The organism is Pseudomonas sp. ICMP 561 (assembly GCF_002699985.1).
In the GTDB taxonomy this organism is placed as follows: domain Bacteria; phylum Pseudomonadota; class Gammaproteobacteria; order Pseudomonadales; family Pseudomonadaceae; genus Aquipseudomonas; species Aquipseudomonas quasicaspiana.
Map to the genome: position 1 here is coordinate 1 of NZ_LKBT01000028.1, position 16,039 is coordinate 16,039.

The window sequence follows — 16,039 nt, forward strand, 5'->3', positions numbered from 1 at the left end:
TGCGGTGCGCCGCTTTACATACCCTTGCCGAACACGATGCAGGGCCTGCATGGCCAATTGCGCGTTACTTTTGACGGGTACTGAAGCAATGTTTACATCTCGTCCCGAGCGCAATATCGCCAGGACATCGTTGCGGTCATTCTTGGCGCCGCTGCGATGATTGGCGACATGTTGCGCCGGTAAAATTCGCGCCTGATTGCCCTGAGCTTGCAGCAACTGCGCCCAAGCCTGTGCGCCAGGGCCGGTTTCCATCAGCACCGTCACGCTTGACGGCAGTTTTTGTAAAAAGGCTACAAAGGCTTCGCGTGACTTGATTCGCTCTTCGTAAATGACCTGACCAAGGGCGTCTTCTCCGGCTATCTGGAATACGTTCTTGGCAAGATCTACAGCCACTGTTGAACAAGCCGACACATCGGCTGAAGACAAAGCGTTACTTTTGATCGTATGCTTTTTCATGGACTCGCCCTCGCTGTCGTTGGCTTCTTAAGAATGCCACCGTGGCGCTACTGACGCCTCGGCTTGGGCGAGTCCATCCAATTACGAGATCCCGATATTTTCAATGACTTATGTGTTGCTCCTGCCCTCCTACAGGTCCTTGATCCGCTCGAGCAGCATGGCCCATGACTCAAAGCAGCGCACTGCCTGCACTTGCTGGTGCACATCCCCCTGAATAACTCCACTTCCGCCCTTTCAAAAATAGACTAAAGCCCATCTAAATCAGTCAGTTAGACGAACTTTATAGACCTTGGCATCAAATCTGCTTTATCGAGATACAAGTGGGATACCACCTGTATCCAGAGATAAACGCTCGTTGATCAAGGCCTTCCAGCTCATGAGTTCTCCGTCAGCCTGCCCGACGCAGGTGGTATTAAAGCCGCTCACCGCAGAAGCATTCGCACCCTTTGGAAATGTCCTCCAACTGGGTGATGGACCGCGTCGTCAGCATGTCACTGGCGCCGTTGAGCGCACCGACCATGCCCGCAAGCCACAACTGTGGATCGCCACCGTGCAACAGGCGGTGACCTTGCCGCTGACACTGAAGGCACTGGAGCGCCATCCTTTCTCGGCTCAAACATTTATTCCCCTCAACGCCTGTCCTTATCTGGTTGTGGTTTGCCACACCGATGACAGTGGCCTGCCCGACTTGCACACCCTGCAGGCGTTCCGCGCCAGCGGCGATCAGGGCGTGACCTATAAGCGCAACGTCTGGCACCACGGTCTTTCAGTCCTTGAAGCCCGTGCCCAGTTCGTGGTGTCCATGGCCTTCACCGGGGAACAGAACGACGACGTCTTTACTCCGCTGCAAACGCCCATCGAACTGCTGGAGGCTTGAAACTGATGACACAGCACACCCGTGACTTCATCGGCTATGGCGCTAACCCGCCGCATCCGAACTGGCCAGGCAGAGCGCGGATTGCGCTGAACTTCGTGATCAATTACGAGGAAGGTTCGGAGCCCTCCATCGATGACGGTGACGGGTTTACCGAATCGGGCCTGACTGAAGGTGGAGCCGGTTCGTTCGAGGGGCGTGATCTGGCCGCCGAGTCAATGTTCGAATACGGCAGCCGGGTGGGTTTCTGGCGTCTGGCCCGCCTGCTCTCGGAACGCGGCATGCCCGCCACGGTTTATGGCTGTGCACTGGCGCTGGAGCGCAACCCCGAGGTGGCTCAAACCATCCGCGATCTCAACTACGACGTCTGCGCCCACGGCTGGAAGTGGGAACGCCATCAACTGCTGAGCGAAGCCGAAGAGCGCGAACGCATCCGGCGCACAGTGCAAAGCATCACTGAAACCACCGGCGAGCGTCCTTATGGCTGGTATTGCCGTTATGGCGCCGGGCTCAATACCCGACGCCTGCTGATTGAAGAAGGCGGCTTTCTGTATGACAGCGACGCCTATAACGACGAACTGCCCTACTGGCACAGTGCTGACTCAAAAAACCACCTGATCCTGCCTTATAGCCTGGCAAACAACGACGCCAAGTTCATTCGCGGCGGCATGAGCACGGGGCAGCAGTTTTTCGAATACCTGCGCGACAGCTTCGACATGCTCTACGCCGAAGGCCTGACCGCGCCGAAGATGATGTCGGTGGGCTTGCATACGCGAGTGGTCGGGCACCCGGGGCGCGCCGCCGGGCTGGCGCGCTTTCTCGACTATGTGCAACAGCACGATCGGGTCTGGGTCTGCCGCAGGCTCGACCTCGCCCGACACTGGTACGCCGAACACGGCGCCTGACCTTACCCATTCACCTTTAAAGCTCTTACCTTCAAAGACAGGACGACCCCGTGGCCATGAATCGAATATTTCGCAAGGCGCTGTTGATCTGCACTTCCAGCCTGATGCTGGCATCCGCCGGATTGCATGCAGAGGAATCTGAACACCCACAGGACAAACCCCTGATCGTAGGCAGCGACTTTGGCGTGGCCCCGTGGATCATGCGCGGCACCAGCGGCCCGGAAGGTTTCGGCGTTGACCTGGTCAGCGAGATCTCCAAGCGTCTGAAGCGTCCGGGTGTCGAGATCGTGGATATCAACTTCTCGGGGCTGTTCGCCGGTTTGTTCTCCAAGCGCATCGAGTTCACCGTCAACCCGACCACCATCACCGCCGAGCGCTCGGAGCGGATGTTGTTCTCGCAACCGATCATGTCCACCGGCAACGGTTTCATGGTTAAAGCGGCCAACGACATGAAAGGCTTCGATGACCTCAAAGGCAAGGATGTAGCGGTCAATCGCGGCACCATGTCCGACACATGGGCCACTGCGAACGCCGAGAAGTATGGATTCAACGTGCAGCGCTACGACACCTTCCCCGATACCGTTCAGGCGTTGATGACCAACCGCGCGTTCACAGCCATCAACGAAGTACCGACTACTGTCTACGCCGCCAGCAAGAACAAAGCGATCAAGGTGGCCTTCAAGGACCTCAGTTCGCCGCGCAACTTCGGCTATGCCTTCCGCCTCGACAACGAGGAGTACCGCAACAAGGTCGACGACGTTATCAAGTGCATGAAAATGGACGGCACCATGGCCCGCCTGCACGAGAAATGGTACGGCGCGAAACCTGAAGACGGCTCAGCGGTGACCACAGTCTATCCAGGCTACGGCGCTCCTGGCTTCAAAGGCTACGTGCCGACGTCCCCGGCACCGGTATGCAACTGAAGCAGGCTAAAGGCGAAGCTTGAATGGAAGCGTTGATCGAAAACTTCTTTAATCTGCCAGTGATGGTGGGCGCCCTGCCCGCCATGCTGCCGGGGTTCGGACTGACTGTGCTGGTGTCGTTGCTGGTGATTGTCTTCGGACTGACCTGCGGCCTGGCCCTGGCGATTCTGCGCTCGCTGCAACTGCGCGGGGTCAACGGGCTGATCACCTTCTACGTCGATGTGTTCCGCACCTTGCCGCAGCTGGTGATCATCATCTTCCTGTACTTCGGCATGCCGTACATGGGCGTGACGCTGTCGCCACTGGTGACAACCGTGCTGGCGCTGGGCGCTGTGCTGTCGGCGTTTGCCTGCGAGATCTTTGTCTCTTGCATGCAAGCGTTACCCAAAGGCCAGACCGACGCTGCAAAGGCGTTGGGTTTCGGCCGGTTACGCACGCTGTTCATGATCGTGTTGCCACAGGCGATCCGCATGGCCGTGCCATTGCTGACCAACCGGGCGATTTCCATCAGCAAGGGCACCGCGCTGGGCACTGCCGTGTCGCTGCCGGAAACCCTGGGTCAGGCCCAGAGTTACATGTCCATCGTGGCTAACCCGTCACCGCTGACCCTGGCGGCCGGGTTCTATCTGCTGTTGTTCATCCCGCTGGTGATCCTGAGCCGCTGGCTCGAACACTCCAGCCACAAAGGTCGCTGATATCGCCATGGATATGTTTCTCGAAAACTTCGCCAACCTCGATTCGCTGCTGATGATCTATCCGCTGCTGCTTCAGGGGCTGAAACTGACCTTTCTGTTGAGCATCGTCACCCTGCCCCTGGCGCTTCTCGCCGGTCTGCTGCTGGCCATTCTCTACAGCTTCGATATTCGGGCTCTGCGCGGAGCAGTGCTGGTCTATATCGACATTTGTCGCTCGTTTCCCGTGGTGGTGCTACTGGTGCTAATTTACTTCGGTCTGCCTTCCGTGGGCTGGCAGATCAGTGGGTTCAACGCCGCGGTGCTGGCCATGGTGCTCAACCACTCCGGCTATTTTGGCGAAATCTTTCGCACCGGGGTCAAATCGATCCCCCAGGGTCAGTACGAAGCCGCTCGGGCCTTGGGTTTTCGCCCGCTCCGGCTGGCGGTGATGATCGTTTTGCCCCAAGCGATCCGTAATGTGTTCGCGCCTCTGGCGGGCAACTCTCTGGAACTGGTGAAAACCACTTCCATCGCCGCAATGGTGGCGCTGCCCGAGCTACTGCGCTCGGCGCGAGTGGCTCAGGAACAGACTTACAACCCCACGCCCTTGATGGCCGCAGCGCTGATCTTCTTTGTGCTGCTCTGGCCGTTCGCCCGCTGGGTCGCCCGCCTGGAACGCCGGATGCTGGTCACTCGCTAAGTACGTTCGTCCTTCACAACTTTCAGGAGCAGTCATGGCGACTCTCATCACTGGCGGCAGTGGTTTCATCGGGCTGGCACTGGCCGAACAGCTGTTGCGCAACGGACAACCCGTGGTGCTCTTCGATCGCCAGCCAGCGCCGTCGGCATTGCTGGACGCCTTGCCCAAAGGGGTCGTGGAACAGGTCACGGGCGATATTCGCGATGTGGCCTTGTTAAAAAGCGTCATGGCGCAGCATTCGGTTGATCAGGTAGTTCACGCCGCCGCGATCACCCCGGACCTGCAACGCGAGACCCGCGATGCCAGCACCGTGCTGGACGTCAATATCAATGGCACCGTCGCGCTGGTCCTGGCCTGTACAGAGCAACCGTCAGTACGCCGGATGCTGTTGGTGAGTTCGGTAGCGGTTTACGGCTTTGCGTCGCCACCCGGGCCTACATACCGCGAGGATCAGGCCTGGCCGCAGCCCACCGGCCTTTATGGCATCAGCAAACTGGCTTCTGAACACATTTCCCTGCGCATGGCCGAGCTGCATGGCCTGGATCTTTGCATTGCACGGCTGGGCCCGGTGTTTGGCCCTTGGGAATACGCAACCGGGGTTCGTGACATGTTGAGCCCCCACACCCAGACCCTTGAAGCAGCTCTGAATCATCAGGAAGCCTGCCTGCCGCACAGTCTGCTGGCCGACTGGATCTATTCCCGTGACGCAGCTGACGCTCTGGCGCGGCTGCTGACCAGCACAACCCTCAAGCACAGGCTCTACAACGTCGGCGGCGAGGTTCAGACCGATTTGTCGCAATGGTGCGCGCACCTGAGCGAACGCTGGCCGACCTGGTCCGCGCGCCTCGCGCAGCGCCCGGAAGACGCCACCGTCCGGTATGGACTGCCCGGCACCCGTCCAGCGTTATCCACCGAGCGTCTGCGCCAGGACACCGACTGGTCTCCCGCCCATTCCCTGGCCGAGGCCGCAACCGACTACCTGCACTGGCGATCACAGATCGCTGCCAGCTAACTGGAGAATTCCGGCATGGGCCGTCTTACTGATAAATCGATCCTCATCACCGGTGCCTCGTCCGGCATCGGCCGCGCCATCGCAATACGGTTTGCCGCCGAAGGCGCTCGCCTTTTACTGGCTGACCTCAGCACCACAGTGCGCGAAGGCGGAACCCCGACCATCGACCTGTTGCGCGAGCAAGGTTGCGTCGCCGATCACGTCGACATGGACGTTTCATCAGAGGCCGATGTCCAGCGCGCTGTCGATGCACTGATTGAGCGGGACGGCAAAATCGACGTGCTGGTCAATGACGCCGCCGTCAGCGTTGGCAAACCTTTGACCGAAACCAGCCTGGAGGAATGGAACCGGGTCATCGGCGTCAACCTCACCGGCGTGTTCCTGATGTCACGCAAAGTAGTCGAGGCGATGCTCAAACAGCCCGAGCTCGATGGTGTGCGCGGTCGTATCGTCAATATTTCTTCGCAACACGGCATGGTGGCCTGCCCACAGGATGTCGCCTATGGGACCTCCAAGGCCGGCGTGGTCTACATCACCCGGCAGATCGCCGTGGATTACGCCGCTCAAGGCATTATTTGCAACGGCGTGGCACCGGGGAAAATCCTCACCGGCAAGACCGGCCGGGCCATCGCCCCGGAAATGCTCGCGTACTCACAATCGCGCACTGCCCTGCCACGTCTGGGTCGCCCTGACGACGTGGCCAATGCCGCGCTTTTCCTGGCCAGTGACGAAGCAACGTTTATCACCGGCGAGAACCTATTGGTCGATGGCGGCTGGATGGCTGGCTGATCGCAGAGGATTACCTTCAATGAACACTGCAACGAACACAGCAATGACCAGCCCGGAACCCATGATTCAGATGATCGGCGTGAACAAGTGGTACGGCGAATTCCAGGTACTCAGGAACATCGATTTTCATGTGAATCCCGGGGAGCGCATCGTGGTGTGTGGCCCGTCCGGCTCTGGCAAATCGACCATGATTCGCTGCATCAACCAACTGGAAGAACACCAGAAAGGCCGCATCGTGGTCGATGGTCACGACCTGAATGCCAAGACCAAAAATGTGCATCAGGTGCGTCAGGAGGTCGGCATGGTGTTCCAGCAGTTCAACCTGTTCCCGCACCTGACGGTATTGCAAAACCTGATGATTGCCCCGGTGCAGATTCGTAAACTGCCCAAGGCCGAAGCCGAAGAACGCGCCCGGCATTATCTGGAGCGCGTACATATCGCTCACCGGGCCGACCATTACCCGTCGCAGCTTTCCGGCGGCCAGCAGCAGCGGGTGGCAATTGCCCGGGCGTTGTGCATGAAACCCAGGGTCATGCTGTTCGATGAGCCGACCTCCTCCCTCGATCCGGAAATGATCAAGGAAGTGCTGGATGTGATGGTCGATCTCGCCAAGGAAGGCATGACCATGGTCTGCGTCACCCATGAGATGGGCTTTGCGCGTACCGTGGCCGACCGCGTGGTATTCATGGACGCCGGGGAAATCGTCGAGCAAAGTGCGCCGGAGCAATTCTTCAGCGCGCCGCAAACCGAGCGGGCGCGGCTGTTTCTCGGCAATATATTGCATTGACCTCACATCGACGAGCAGTGATCGCAAACCGTATGCATAAGCAGGAAGCACCATGAACGATCTTGACGCTTCAGTTACCGAAGAAGGCAGCAGTCGGCGCCCCAGCGGCACCAGCCGCCGCCCGGCCGAGAGCGTGACCCGGCAAACCTATCAGGCCTTGTTCGATCTGATTGCCAGTCGGCACCTGGAACCGGGCGATCTGATTGAAGAACGCAAGCTCGCCGAGCGCTTTGAAGTCTCGCGCACTCCCATGCGCGCCGCGATCAGTCGGCTGCTGGGCGAAGGCGTTCTGCAACTGCTGCCCAATGGCTTGCTGGTGGTTCGCGAAGTGGACATCACTGAATACCTGGAACTGCTCTCGATCCGGCTGATGCTGGAAAGCGAAGCGGCGGCCTTGGCAGCGACGACTATCCCTCTGGCGCCGCTGGACGAGATCGAAAGACGTTTGCAGGAGGTTGTCGCCCGGCCGTCACGGGAAAATGAAGGCTTGTATCTGGATGACGACATTCATGTACTGATTCTTGCCCATTGCGGCAATCAGTCCCTGAGCCATTTCATCCGGGAAATCCACAAACGCATCCGTATGCGCAACCTCACCCGCATCCCCGAGCGCTTCCTGCCTGCCTGTCACGAGCACCTGGCGCTGGTGGCTGCACTCAAGGCGCGTGACCCGGAACAAGCTCGGCAATGCATGCTCGCTCACCTGAACAGTGCGCGGGACAGCTTTCTGGAATCGGTGGGTATCAAGCGTTGAAGACGTGGCACGACATTGAGCACTGGCCTTTCGCCGCGCACAAGTACGCGGCTAGAGAGCTTCGGTCGCCAGGTGCTGCCCCGATATCCCCGACACCTCGCTGTCGCCCAGCAAACACTGCCCCTGTAGGAGTGACCGGGGTGGCGATCCACATTGCTCGCGATTCGATTTCCTGGTCGACGAATTTATCGCCTGAACTGACGCTATCGCGAGCAAGCTCACTCCTACAGAAAAGTATTCCATCAGATAGTTTTAGTTTGTTTGATAAGAGCCATCTTTGTTGGCGAGGCATAGCGTCAGGCTCACGATTTCGCGAACAAGTTCGCTCCTACCGGAGATCGCATCTACATTTCCGTCTTGGCTAAACCGGGATAGCGTGCTCCTCCCACTGCACATAACACACCACCACTGGCATATCGTGTTCGGCGCAGAAATCCAGCCAGCGCAGTTGGTTATCCTGCAGGCGGTCGCCGGGGCCTTTGACTTCGATCATTCGGTAACGGCGCTCGGCCGGGAAGAACTGGATCAGGTCCGGCATGCCTGTCCGGTTGGCTTTGATATCCAGCAGCAGGCGGCGGAACCAGTGACGCAGATGCTCGACCGGTAAACAGTGCAGCGCTTGTTCAAGCAGTTCGGGCGTTAACGTGCCCCAGAAGACGAAGGGTGATTGCAGGCCGGACTTGCTGCTGTAGTGATGGCGAACAGTGTCCTGCCACGTGTCGTCGTCCAGTTGTGCCAGACAGGCATCGAACAGCGCAGCGCGACGTTGATAGAAATCAGGGCTGTGCAAATCGCTGGGGCCGCTGTGGAACGGGTGGAAGAACGCACCTGGCAACGGCGCAAAAATCGCCGGCCAGCACAGCAAACCAAACAGTGAGTTGATCAGCGCATTCTCGACGTAGTACACCTCGCTGCCCTCTTCAGCCAGATGCAGCTGGATCATCTGTTCAACGCTCATATCCGCGCGCAGTTCAACGCTCACATCCAGCCGCTCGACTTTACGTGTCACCCGGCGGACCTTATCGATAAGGCCAAGCTTGCGTTGCAGCCGTGGTAACACTCGACGCGAATGCTGCAATTCAGCATCGCTTTGCGGGGCGGCCTGAACCTGTTCAAGCAACGTCAGGGCAGCCTGATAATCTTCGCATCGCTCCAGCACCCGAACACGCCGGGACCTGGCACCGGGATAGTTGCTGCGCTCGTACACGCTCAATGCCAACGACCAGTCCTGCTCCCGCTCAGCCTGCTGGCCGATCTGGTACAGCGTCTTGCTACGCCGCATTTCCAGCCAGGGATTACCCGTGTCGATGGCCAGCGCCCGGGTCGCCAGCACTTCCAGCTCACCGCCCTCATCAAGCGCCTGACGGCAGGCGTGCAGCTCGAGGCAGGTATCGATGTCCGCACGGTCATTGATGGTCCGTGAGTCCAGGGAGAACTCAACCTTTTCATAGCGGTAAACGCCCAGATCAGCCAGGACGAACTCGGACCATTCCTGATAAAGATTGCCGAAATACAGCAATCGCAAACGGTCACAGAGCGGCATGACCTTGAGGGCGAAAATCGTTTCGTCGAGCCCTGCATGCCAACTGTCCAGGGTCTGTGCAGCCTGATGAAACGGTTGCAGCAGCTCCAGTAGCTCGTGCTTTCGCTCGGTGCCGCGGATGCCATGGGCCTTGAAACAGGCAGCCAGCTCGGCCTTGCGCAACAGGATAAACAGCTGTTCAAGGTTGAGCGCCGGGCGCGGATCAACCCAGCCGTGTAACAGTAGCGGCTGCACCGCTTCCAGCGTGTCGCCCAGTTCCGGATAGCTGAGTTTGCTGGCCCGAAACAGCTCGCCCTTGCGCATGACCATACGCACCAGCAAACCCTGCGCTGCTTGCGGCAGTTGCGCAAAGCACTCGATGAATTGCTGTTCTTCGTTATCAAGCAAATCCGCGTAGCGCCGGGCAATCCAGCCCAGCACCTGGCGGAAGTTTTCAAGGTAGTAGAACGGGTTTTCCAAGGGTGACGTATTCACGGCAACGCTACGCAACAAGACCAGACATGTGCGCAAGGATACTGTTTATCCGTACAGATTCCAGCGTTGAATAAATCGCCTGATAAATGGTCTGCGATATCGTAATGCGTGAAGCGATAGAATCAACGCACGTTAACTGTCACGCCGGAGATCGATCATGCTGATCACTACCGCCCCACGGGTTTATCTGGCCGGGTTTGATGTGTTTCGCAAAGATGCCATAGAGCACGGCCAATACCTCAAGGCCTTGTGCACCGCTCATGGCCTTGAAGGCATGTACCCTTTCGATAACGAAGTCCCCACCGGGCTCTCTGCTCAGGAAACTGCGCAACTGATCTGCTCGATGAATATCGCCATGATTCAGCGCAGCACGGCGGTGCTGGCCAACCTGAATGTGTTCCGCGGTCTTGAGCCGGATTCCGGGACGGCGTTTGAAGTCGGCATGGCCATCGCCCTGAACAAGCCGGTATGGGTTTACTTTGATCCGGTGGAATCACTTCGGGATCTGGTGCCCCACGACCTGAATGGCTACGACGAACACGGCTATCTGGTGGAGGATTTTGCGCTGCCCAGGAACCTGATGCTGGCGTGCACGTGGGCGGGTTCCAGTTCGACAGTGGAGCTGGCGGTTGAGGCGCTGTCGCTGTATCTGGCCCGACAGGTGTCAGATCTGTAGGTGTTCCCTGTCACCGAGCGGTCTCGCGGCAAACAGAGGACACGTGGGACGCCCGGGGTGGCCGTCCACTTTATCCGGGAAGACCGCATTCCTGACGATAAAAATGCGGCGAACGTAATGGCCTCTTCCCGAATAAAGTCGGTCCTACCGGTTCTGTATGAATTCAGATAATTACAATTTGTTCGGCGAGAGCTGCCGACGTGCGCCCGGAGCTCTTAATTCACCGAAGAAGAACCCACATCGCTGCTGAAAATCGGGTCAAGCTTGTCCGAGTCACTGAACTCGTCCAGGCCCAGCACATCCAGGTCGAGATAAGCTTCCGGGTCGGTATCTTCATCAGCGTCGGCGTCATTCAATGGCGACTGATCACCTCCGAACTGATGGTCGATGCGCGCAAAAAACGGCTGCTGAGCAACTTGCGTATAAAACGGTGAATGTGTCTGCATCTACTGCTCTCCTGATCATGTCCCTGTACCAGCGCTACCAACGAGCCCGCGTAAGCACAGGCTAACCCAGCCTGTAGGAAAATGGAGCTACCCGCGTCAGTTCCAGCTCAAAAATTCTTCGCTGCTGTCACGCAGCATCTGCACCATGGCTTGCGCCGCAGGCGACAGATAGCCGCCTTCACGGACGGTGCAGCCAATGGTGCGCTTCATCGTCGTTTCCTTCACGACCACTTCACGCAACTGTCGCATGTTGTTGCCAAATTCGAGGGTCTCCCGGGCAGTGAAACTCAACAGGCTGGTGCGTTCGATCAAACCGGGCAATAACGGGATCGAATTGGCCTCGATCTGAACCACAGGCAACGGCAACTGCTGCGCACTGAACGCCTGATCCAGCCATTTGCGCGATGAAACGCCGGTTGGCGGTAGCACCCAGCGATAAGCGCACAGGTCAGCCATGCTGTACCGGCTTTTGAAGATCGGATGATCCTTGCTGGCGATCACCACTGCTTCGTCCTTGAGAATCGGAAAACTCTCGAACTGCTCGTCGTCGGTGATCAGCGAGCAAATGATCATGTCCAGTTGCCCGGAACGCAGGGACTCACGTAGCAGGTCGTCCTGGCCGATGACCATCTTCAACGTCACGTCCGGCGAACGCTGCAGCAGTGCCGACGTCAATTTCGGCAGCAGGTATTCAGCCATGGTAGACGCACAACCGACACGAATATTTCCCACGGCACCGCTGGCGAAATCGCGAACCTCGCGCTGGGTCTGGGCGATGCTCTGCTGCAGAACCTTGCCCCTTGCCTGTAAAAGTTCACCCACCGGAGTCAGCTTGATCCGCCGTCCATCGCGCTGGAACAGTCTGGTGCCGAAAGACTCCTCCAGCCGCTGGATGCTTTTGGTCAGCGCAGGCTGGCTGCGATTGAGTTTTTGCGCCGCTCGACCCAGATGGCCCAACTCGGCAATCGTTTCAAAATAAGCAAGATCGCGAAGATCCATAATTCATCAACCAAAGTTATCAATTCATGACTATTAGAAAATAGACTTGATCGATTGAAGTGTCGATACTCTTGTCGTACGAGCGTCCTGTCTCGCTCGCCTCGCGGAGCCCACCCCCTTGTCACGCGCCTCTGGCTTTTCGCTGCACACCTTGCCCAAACCCATTCAATGGGCAGCCCTGATTCTGGTCGCAGGGGCTGCCGGCCAACTCCTCAAATACTGGCAAATGCCCGCCGCATTGTTTCTCGGCCCTATGCTGACCGCCATCGGCTTTGGGGTGATGGGCGCGAATATTCGCTTGCACAAAAATCTGTTTCGCCTAAGCCAGGGCACGGTCGGCGTACTGATTGCCCACTCGATGACCATGGCGGTTCTGATAACAGCCCTGCATTCCTGGCACGTCATGCTGTTTGCCACGGCACTCACGGTCATTCTCAGCGCTGGCGTCGGTTTATGCCTGGTGCGCTACGCCGGGATCGCGGGCAGCACCGCCGCCTGGGGCACGTCACCGGGTGCCGCATCGGCGATGGTTGCCATGTCGGAAGATTACGGCGCCGACTCGCGGGTCGTCGCCACCATGCAGTACGTGCGGGTAGTCTGCGTCGTGATGGTCGGTGCGGTGGTCAGTCGGCTGATCGGCGTGGAAGGCGGCGGCACTGAAGTCCATAGCGCAGACATCGAGCTGGAAGGCATGAACTTGCTGAACTTCGCCTTGAGTCTTGCGGTGATCGGAGTCGGCATCATCGTCGCCGGTAAAATCCCTGCGGGTGCCTTGATGGGGCCACTGCTGATCGGTGGCGCTCTGCAGTTGAGCGGTCTCCTGCAAATCACCCTGCCCTCGTGGATGCTGACGCTGGCCTATGGCGCAATGGGCAGTTACGTTGGCCTGCGCTTCGACCGCCCCACCATCAAGTACGTCTGGCGTCGCATGCCGGCAATGATTCTTGGCTCAATGCTGCTGATCGTACTCTGCGCACTGTCAGCCTGGTTGATTGCGGTCATGCTGGACAAGGATTATCTCTCGGTTTATCTGGCCACCAGCCCCGGCGGTCTGGATGCCATGGCGATCATCGCCATCGACACCCAGTCAGACGTCGGCTTTGTGCTGGCCATGCAGACCTTGCGCCTGATCGGCGTGATCCTTACGGGCGCGTTCTTCGCCCGGCAGATCATCCGGCTGACCGACAAGAGCGCGACTTCTCACTGAGTGTCTGTAATCCATTGAATCTATCGCGCTGGTCCCTCTCAAACAGCTAATCACTGCGTCTTTGAGAGGACCACCGTGAGCACAATCAAAATCGCCACTTTCAACATCAACGGCATTCGCAGCCGCTTGCCGATCCTGCTGGACTGGTTGCGCCGCGAAAGTCCGGACGTGGTTTGCCTGCAAGAATTGAAAGCTGCCGATCTGGCCTTCCCCATCGACGAAATTCGTGACGCAGGCTACGGCGCCATCTGGCAGGGACAGCCTTCGTGGAATGGCGTGGCGATCCTGGCCAAGGGCATGGAGCCGCTGGAAATCCGCCGCGGCCTGCCCGGCTTTGAAAAGGACAGCCAGAGCCGCTACATCGAAGCGGCGGCGCATGGGGTGATCGTCGGCTGCCTGTACTTGCCCAATGGCAATCCTCAGCCGGGACCAAAATTCGATTACAAACTGGCGTGGTTCGAAAAGCTTATCGAGCATGCCGAGTCGCTTTATTCGAGTGGGCATCCGGTGGTGCTGGCAGGCGATTACAACGTCGTGCCAACGGACGAGGATATTTACAACACGCGGTCATGGCTCAAGGATGCATTGCTGCAGCCGGAGAGTCGCGAATGCTTTCAGCGCCTGCTGGCCCAGGGCTGGACCGATGCCCTGCGTACGTGCTTTCCGGACGAGCCGATTTATACGTTCTGGGATTATTTTCGCAAGCACTGGGAGACCAATTCCGGACTGCGGATCGATCATCTGCTGCTTAACGCAGAAACCAGCACCCGACTGGAGCGCGCCGGTGTGGATCACTGGCCGAGGAACGAGCCGCATCCCAGCGACCATGCACCGACGTGGGTTGAGCTGGAGATGGGGGAGTGAAACCCCGAACGTAATAAATGCACGCCCTGTGAAATGCAATTCCCCTGAGGGAGCCGGGCTTGGTCTGGGCCGCATCCGGACGATACATGAGACGCAGCTGGAAGACATACCGCGTTATCGTTTATCGTCCGGATGCGGCCCAGACCAAGCCCGGCTCCCACAAAGGGGATCTCCAGCCACCACAATTTTTCAAGCTCATGCAGGACTGGTGGGACCGACCAGGGTGGCGCTCTACTTCATCCGGAAGGCAGTATTTCAGTCGATACAAAGGCTGCGGATGCGCCGGCCTCTTCGCGAATGAATTCGCTCCCACATAGACCGCGCTATTCCGTAGGACCGGCCGGGCGGCGTTCCGCTTTAGCCGGGAGGACGTCAGGACATTCGCTAAATATCCTTCGGTAGTAATATCGCCCTCCCGGCTAAAGCCGGTCCTACTGGATTGCAGGTGAACATAGAATCTCCCACAGGTTTACGTCATTGCGTAGGACCGGCTTCAGCCGGGAGGACGCTGGAGCTTTTGTCAGATATCTTTCGGCAGAAATACCGCCCTCCCGGCTGAAGCCGGTCCTACGGGCACGCAAGCAAACAAACAAACAATCTCCCACCGGGATCAACGCTTGCAGCCAACATATAACCCCCACAGGGAATCATTGCATTCCACAAGACCACATTGCCTCACCCCATCCCCGCCAACGCACTCGCCAGACTTGGCGCCAGCGGCAATACCGGCAACAACGTCGCTTGATACGCGTGATACAGATCAGGCTTGCCGCCCCAGATATCCGCGCTGGGTTGATTGAGCGAGTCAAGTTCGTGATGCCAGCTGCCCAGTTCGTGATCGATGAACAACGTTTCGTTGAACTCCCAGAAGCATCGATACCAGTCTTCGTACTGCTTTTCATCCGTGCGCTGCAGCAATGCGGCGGCAGCAGCGGCGGCCTCGCAATGGACCCAGTGCAGCCGATGACGAACCACCGGCTGCTTGTGCCAGTCGAGGGTGTAGACAATGCCCGGCAGGCCGTCGACATTCCAGGCATCACGGCACGCATTGGCAAACAGCTGACGTGCATCCGCCTGCAGCCACGACGGGGTCGGCAACTTCAAACGCTGACGCGACGCCTCCAGATGCAACAACAGCCGAGCCCACTCAAAGGCGTGCCCCGGCGTGGTGCCATACGGGCGGAAGCCATCGGCGCGATTGTCGTGGTTGTACTCCGGCAGCGGCTGCCACGACAGACTGAAGTGCTCGATCACCTGATATTCATTGGCAGCCGCATGACCGTGAATCACCCGCTCGACAATCCGCAGGGCGCGATCCAGCCACTGGGCATCGCCGGTCACATCGGCCAGGGCAAGAAAAGCCTCGGTGCTGTGCATGTTGCTGTTGGCACCCCGATAGGTTTCCTCTTGTGTCCAGTCACGAGCGAAGGACTCTCGCATCGCGCCCTCCTCCTCGCTCCAGAAACGGCGCTGGATCACCTCGATAGCCTCCGACAACAACGCCTGAGCACCCGGCCGCCCCGCGACGACAGCCGAGCTGGCCGCCAATGCGACGAAGGCATGCAAGTAAGCCTGTTTGTCGGTTTTGCTGTGGTGAGTCAGGGGCGTACTGAACCAGCCGCCATGTTCCGCATCCCGCAGCGGCCCTGCCAGCGACGCAATGCCGTGGTCCACCAATGCTGCGCAGCCGGGTATGCCACGGATGTGGGCCATGGCGAAGCTGTGGGTCATGCGGGCCGTGTTCATGGTTTCGGCGTGAGCGTTTTCGGGCAGGACGCCACGCTCATCAAGATTGCCGAACCCCTGAGGCAGCCGTGAGGCCTTGGCGAAGGTCAGGAGTCGATTGCCTTCCCGGGCCAGCCACTCATGGTGACCGGGCGCACGAAGCCAACTGCTGAAAAGATTGTTCTTATTGTCCATGAAGCTGTCTCGCCTCTGTCATTGAGCAGAGGCGAA

At 58.7% G+C, this 16,039-nt stretch carries 17 protein-coding genes; 12 read left to right on the forward strand and 5 right to left on the reverse strand.

The genetic code is table 11. The annotated features are described in order from the left end of the window. Nucleotides 1–456, reverse strand: a 456-nt coding sequence (locus AO242_RS19285) for an IS110 family transposase (protein WP_373562235.1), incomplete at its 3' end; no start/stop codon positions are given. A 376-nt stretch (nucleotides 457–832) separates the two neighbouring features. Here AO242_RS19285 and AO242_RS19290 point away from each other — a divergent pair. The 9 genes from AO242_RS19290 to AO242_RS19330 are packed head-to-tail and all read left to right on the forward strand — an operon-like array spanning nucleotide 833 to nucleotide 7,874. After that, nucleotides 833–1,333 (forward strand): ureidoglycolate lyase, encoded by a 501-nt coding sequence (locus AO242_RS19290; protein WP_099269985.1) that lies wholly within the window; start codon nucleotides 833–835, stop codon nucleotides 1,331–1,333. Nucleotides 1,334–1,335: 2 nt separating this feature from the next. After that, complete coding sequence (locus AO242_RS19295; RefSeq protein WP_257153479.1) at nucleotides 1,336–2,235, forward strand: allantoinase PuuE; 900 nt, start codon at nucleotides 1,336–1,338, stop codon at nucleotides 2,233–2,235. 56 nt (nucleotides 2,236–2,291) lie between these two features. Continuing rightward, entirely contained in the window at nucleotides 2,292–3,158 is an 867-nt protein-coding gene (locus tag AO242_RS19300) for a substrate-binding periplasmic protein (RefSeq protein ID WP_218927847.1), read from the forward strand. Between the two features lie 23 nt (nucleotides 3,159–3,181). Beyond that, on the forward strand, nucleotides 3,182–3,853 hold the full coding sequence (locus AO242_RS19305; RefSeq protein WP_027900514.1) for an amino acid ABC transporter permease: 672 nt from the start codon (nucleotides 3,182–3,184) through the stop codon (nucleotides 3,851–3,853). Between the two features lie 7 nt (nucleotides 3,854–3,860). Then, nucleotides 3,861–4,532, forward strand: coding sequence for an amino acid ABC transporter permease (locus AO242_RS19310; RefSeq protein ID WP_099269987.1), 672 nt, complete (start codon nucleotides 3,861–3,863; stop codon nucleotides 4,530–4,532). A 34-nt stretch (nucleotides 4,533–4,566) separates the two neighbouring features. Further along, the gene (locus AO242_RS19315) at nucleotides 4,567–5,544 is read left to right on the forward strand and encodes an NAD-dependent epimerase/dehydratase family protein (RefSeq protein ID WP_099269988.1); all 978 of its coding nucleotides are present in this window, start codon (nucleotides 4,567–4,569) and stop codon (nucleotides 5,542–5,544) included. Nucleotides 5,545–5,559: 15 nt separating this feature from the next. Then, entirely contained in the window at nucleotides 5,560–6,333 is a 774-nt protein-coding gene (locus AO242_RS19320) for an SDR family NAD(P)-dependent oxidoreductase (protein ID WP_099269989.1), read from the forward strand. A gap of 19 nt (nucleotides 6,334–6,352) precedes the next feature. Further along, complete coding sequence (locus tag AO242_RS19325; RefSeq protein ID WP_306475057.1) at nucleotides 6,353–7,120, forward strand: amino acid ABC transporter ATP-binding protein; 768 nt, start codon at nucleotides 6,353–6,355, stop codon at nucleotides 7,118–7,120. Nucleotides 7,121–7,172: 52 nt separating this feature from the next. Then, nucleotides 7,173–7,874 (forward strand): GntR family transcriptional regulator, encoded by a 702-nt coding sequence (locus AO242_RS19330; protein ID WP_099269990.1) that lies wholly within the window; start codon nucleotides 7,173–7,175, stop codon nucleotides 7,872–7,874. A 361-nt stretch (nucleotides 7,875–8,235) separates the two neighbouring features. Here AO242_RS19330 and AO242_RS19335 read toward each other — a convergent pair whose 3' ends face one another. Beyond that, on the reverse strand, nucleotides 8,236–9,891 hold the full coding sequence (locus AO242_RS19335) for a VRR-NUC domain-containing protein (RefSeq protein ID WP_099270008.1): 1,656 nt from the start codon (nucleotides 9,889–9,891) through the stop codon (nucleotides 8,236–8,238). Nucleotides 9,892–10,048: 157 nt separating this feature from the next. Between AO242_RS19335 and AO242_RS19340 the strand changes: the two genes are divergently transcribed. After that, nucleotides 10,049–10,567: a nucleoside 2-deoxyribosyltransferase gene (locus tag AO242_RS19340; RefSeq protein WP_027900509.1), complete on the forward strand. Its 519-nt coding sequence runs from the start codon at nucleotides 10,049–10,051 to the stop codon at nucleotides 10,565–10,567. 215 nt (nucleotides 10,568–10,782) lie between these two features. Here the strand turns inward: AO242_RS19340 and AO242_RS19345 are convergent, their stop codons facing one another. Together AO242_RS19345 and AO242_RS19350 are read right to left on the reverse strand one after the other, a co-directional pair. Further along, the gene (locus AO242_RS19345; protein WP_027900508.1) at nucleotides 10,783–11,013 is read right to left on the reverse strand and encodes a hypothetical protein; all 231 of its coding nucleotides are present in this window, start codon (nucleotides 11,011–11,013) and stop codon (nucleotides 10,783–10,785) included. A gap of 96 nt (nucleotides 11,014–11,109) precedes the next feature. Then, nucleotides 11,110–12,012, reverse strand: a complete 903-nt coding sequence (locus tag AO242_RS19350; protein WP_099269991.1) for a LysR family transcriptional regulator — start codon at nucleotides 12,010–12,012, stop codon at nucleotides 11,110–11,112. Nucleotides 12,013–12,130: 118 nt separating this feature from the next. Here AO242_RS19350 and AO242_RS19355 point away from each other — a divergent pair, with 118 nt between their 5' ends. Beyond that, entirely contained in the window at nucleotides 12,131–13,219 is a 1,089-nt protein-coding gene (locus tag AO242_RS19355; RefSeq protein WP_099269992.1) for an AbrB family transcriptional regulator, read from the forward strand. A 75-nt stretch (nucleotides 13,220–13,294) separates the two neighbouring features. Then, a complete protein-coding gene (gene xth, locus AO242_RS19360) occupies nucleotides 13,295–14,083 on the forward strand; it encodes an exodeoxyribonuclease III (RefSeq protein ID WP_027900505.1) in 789 nt (262 codons plus the stop codon). 675 nt (nucleotides 14,084–14,758) lie between these two features. Here xth and AO242_RS19365 read toward each other — a convergent pair. Further along, nucleotides 14,759–16,003, reverse strand: coding sequence for a D-mannose isomerase (locus AO242_RS19365; RefSeq protein WP_099269993.1), 1,245 nt, complete (start codon nucleotides 16,001–16,003; stop codon nucleotides 14,759–14,761). Nucleotides 16,004–16,039: the final 36 nt, after the last annotated feature.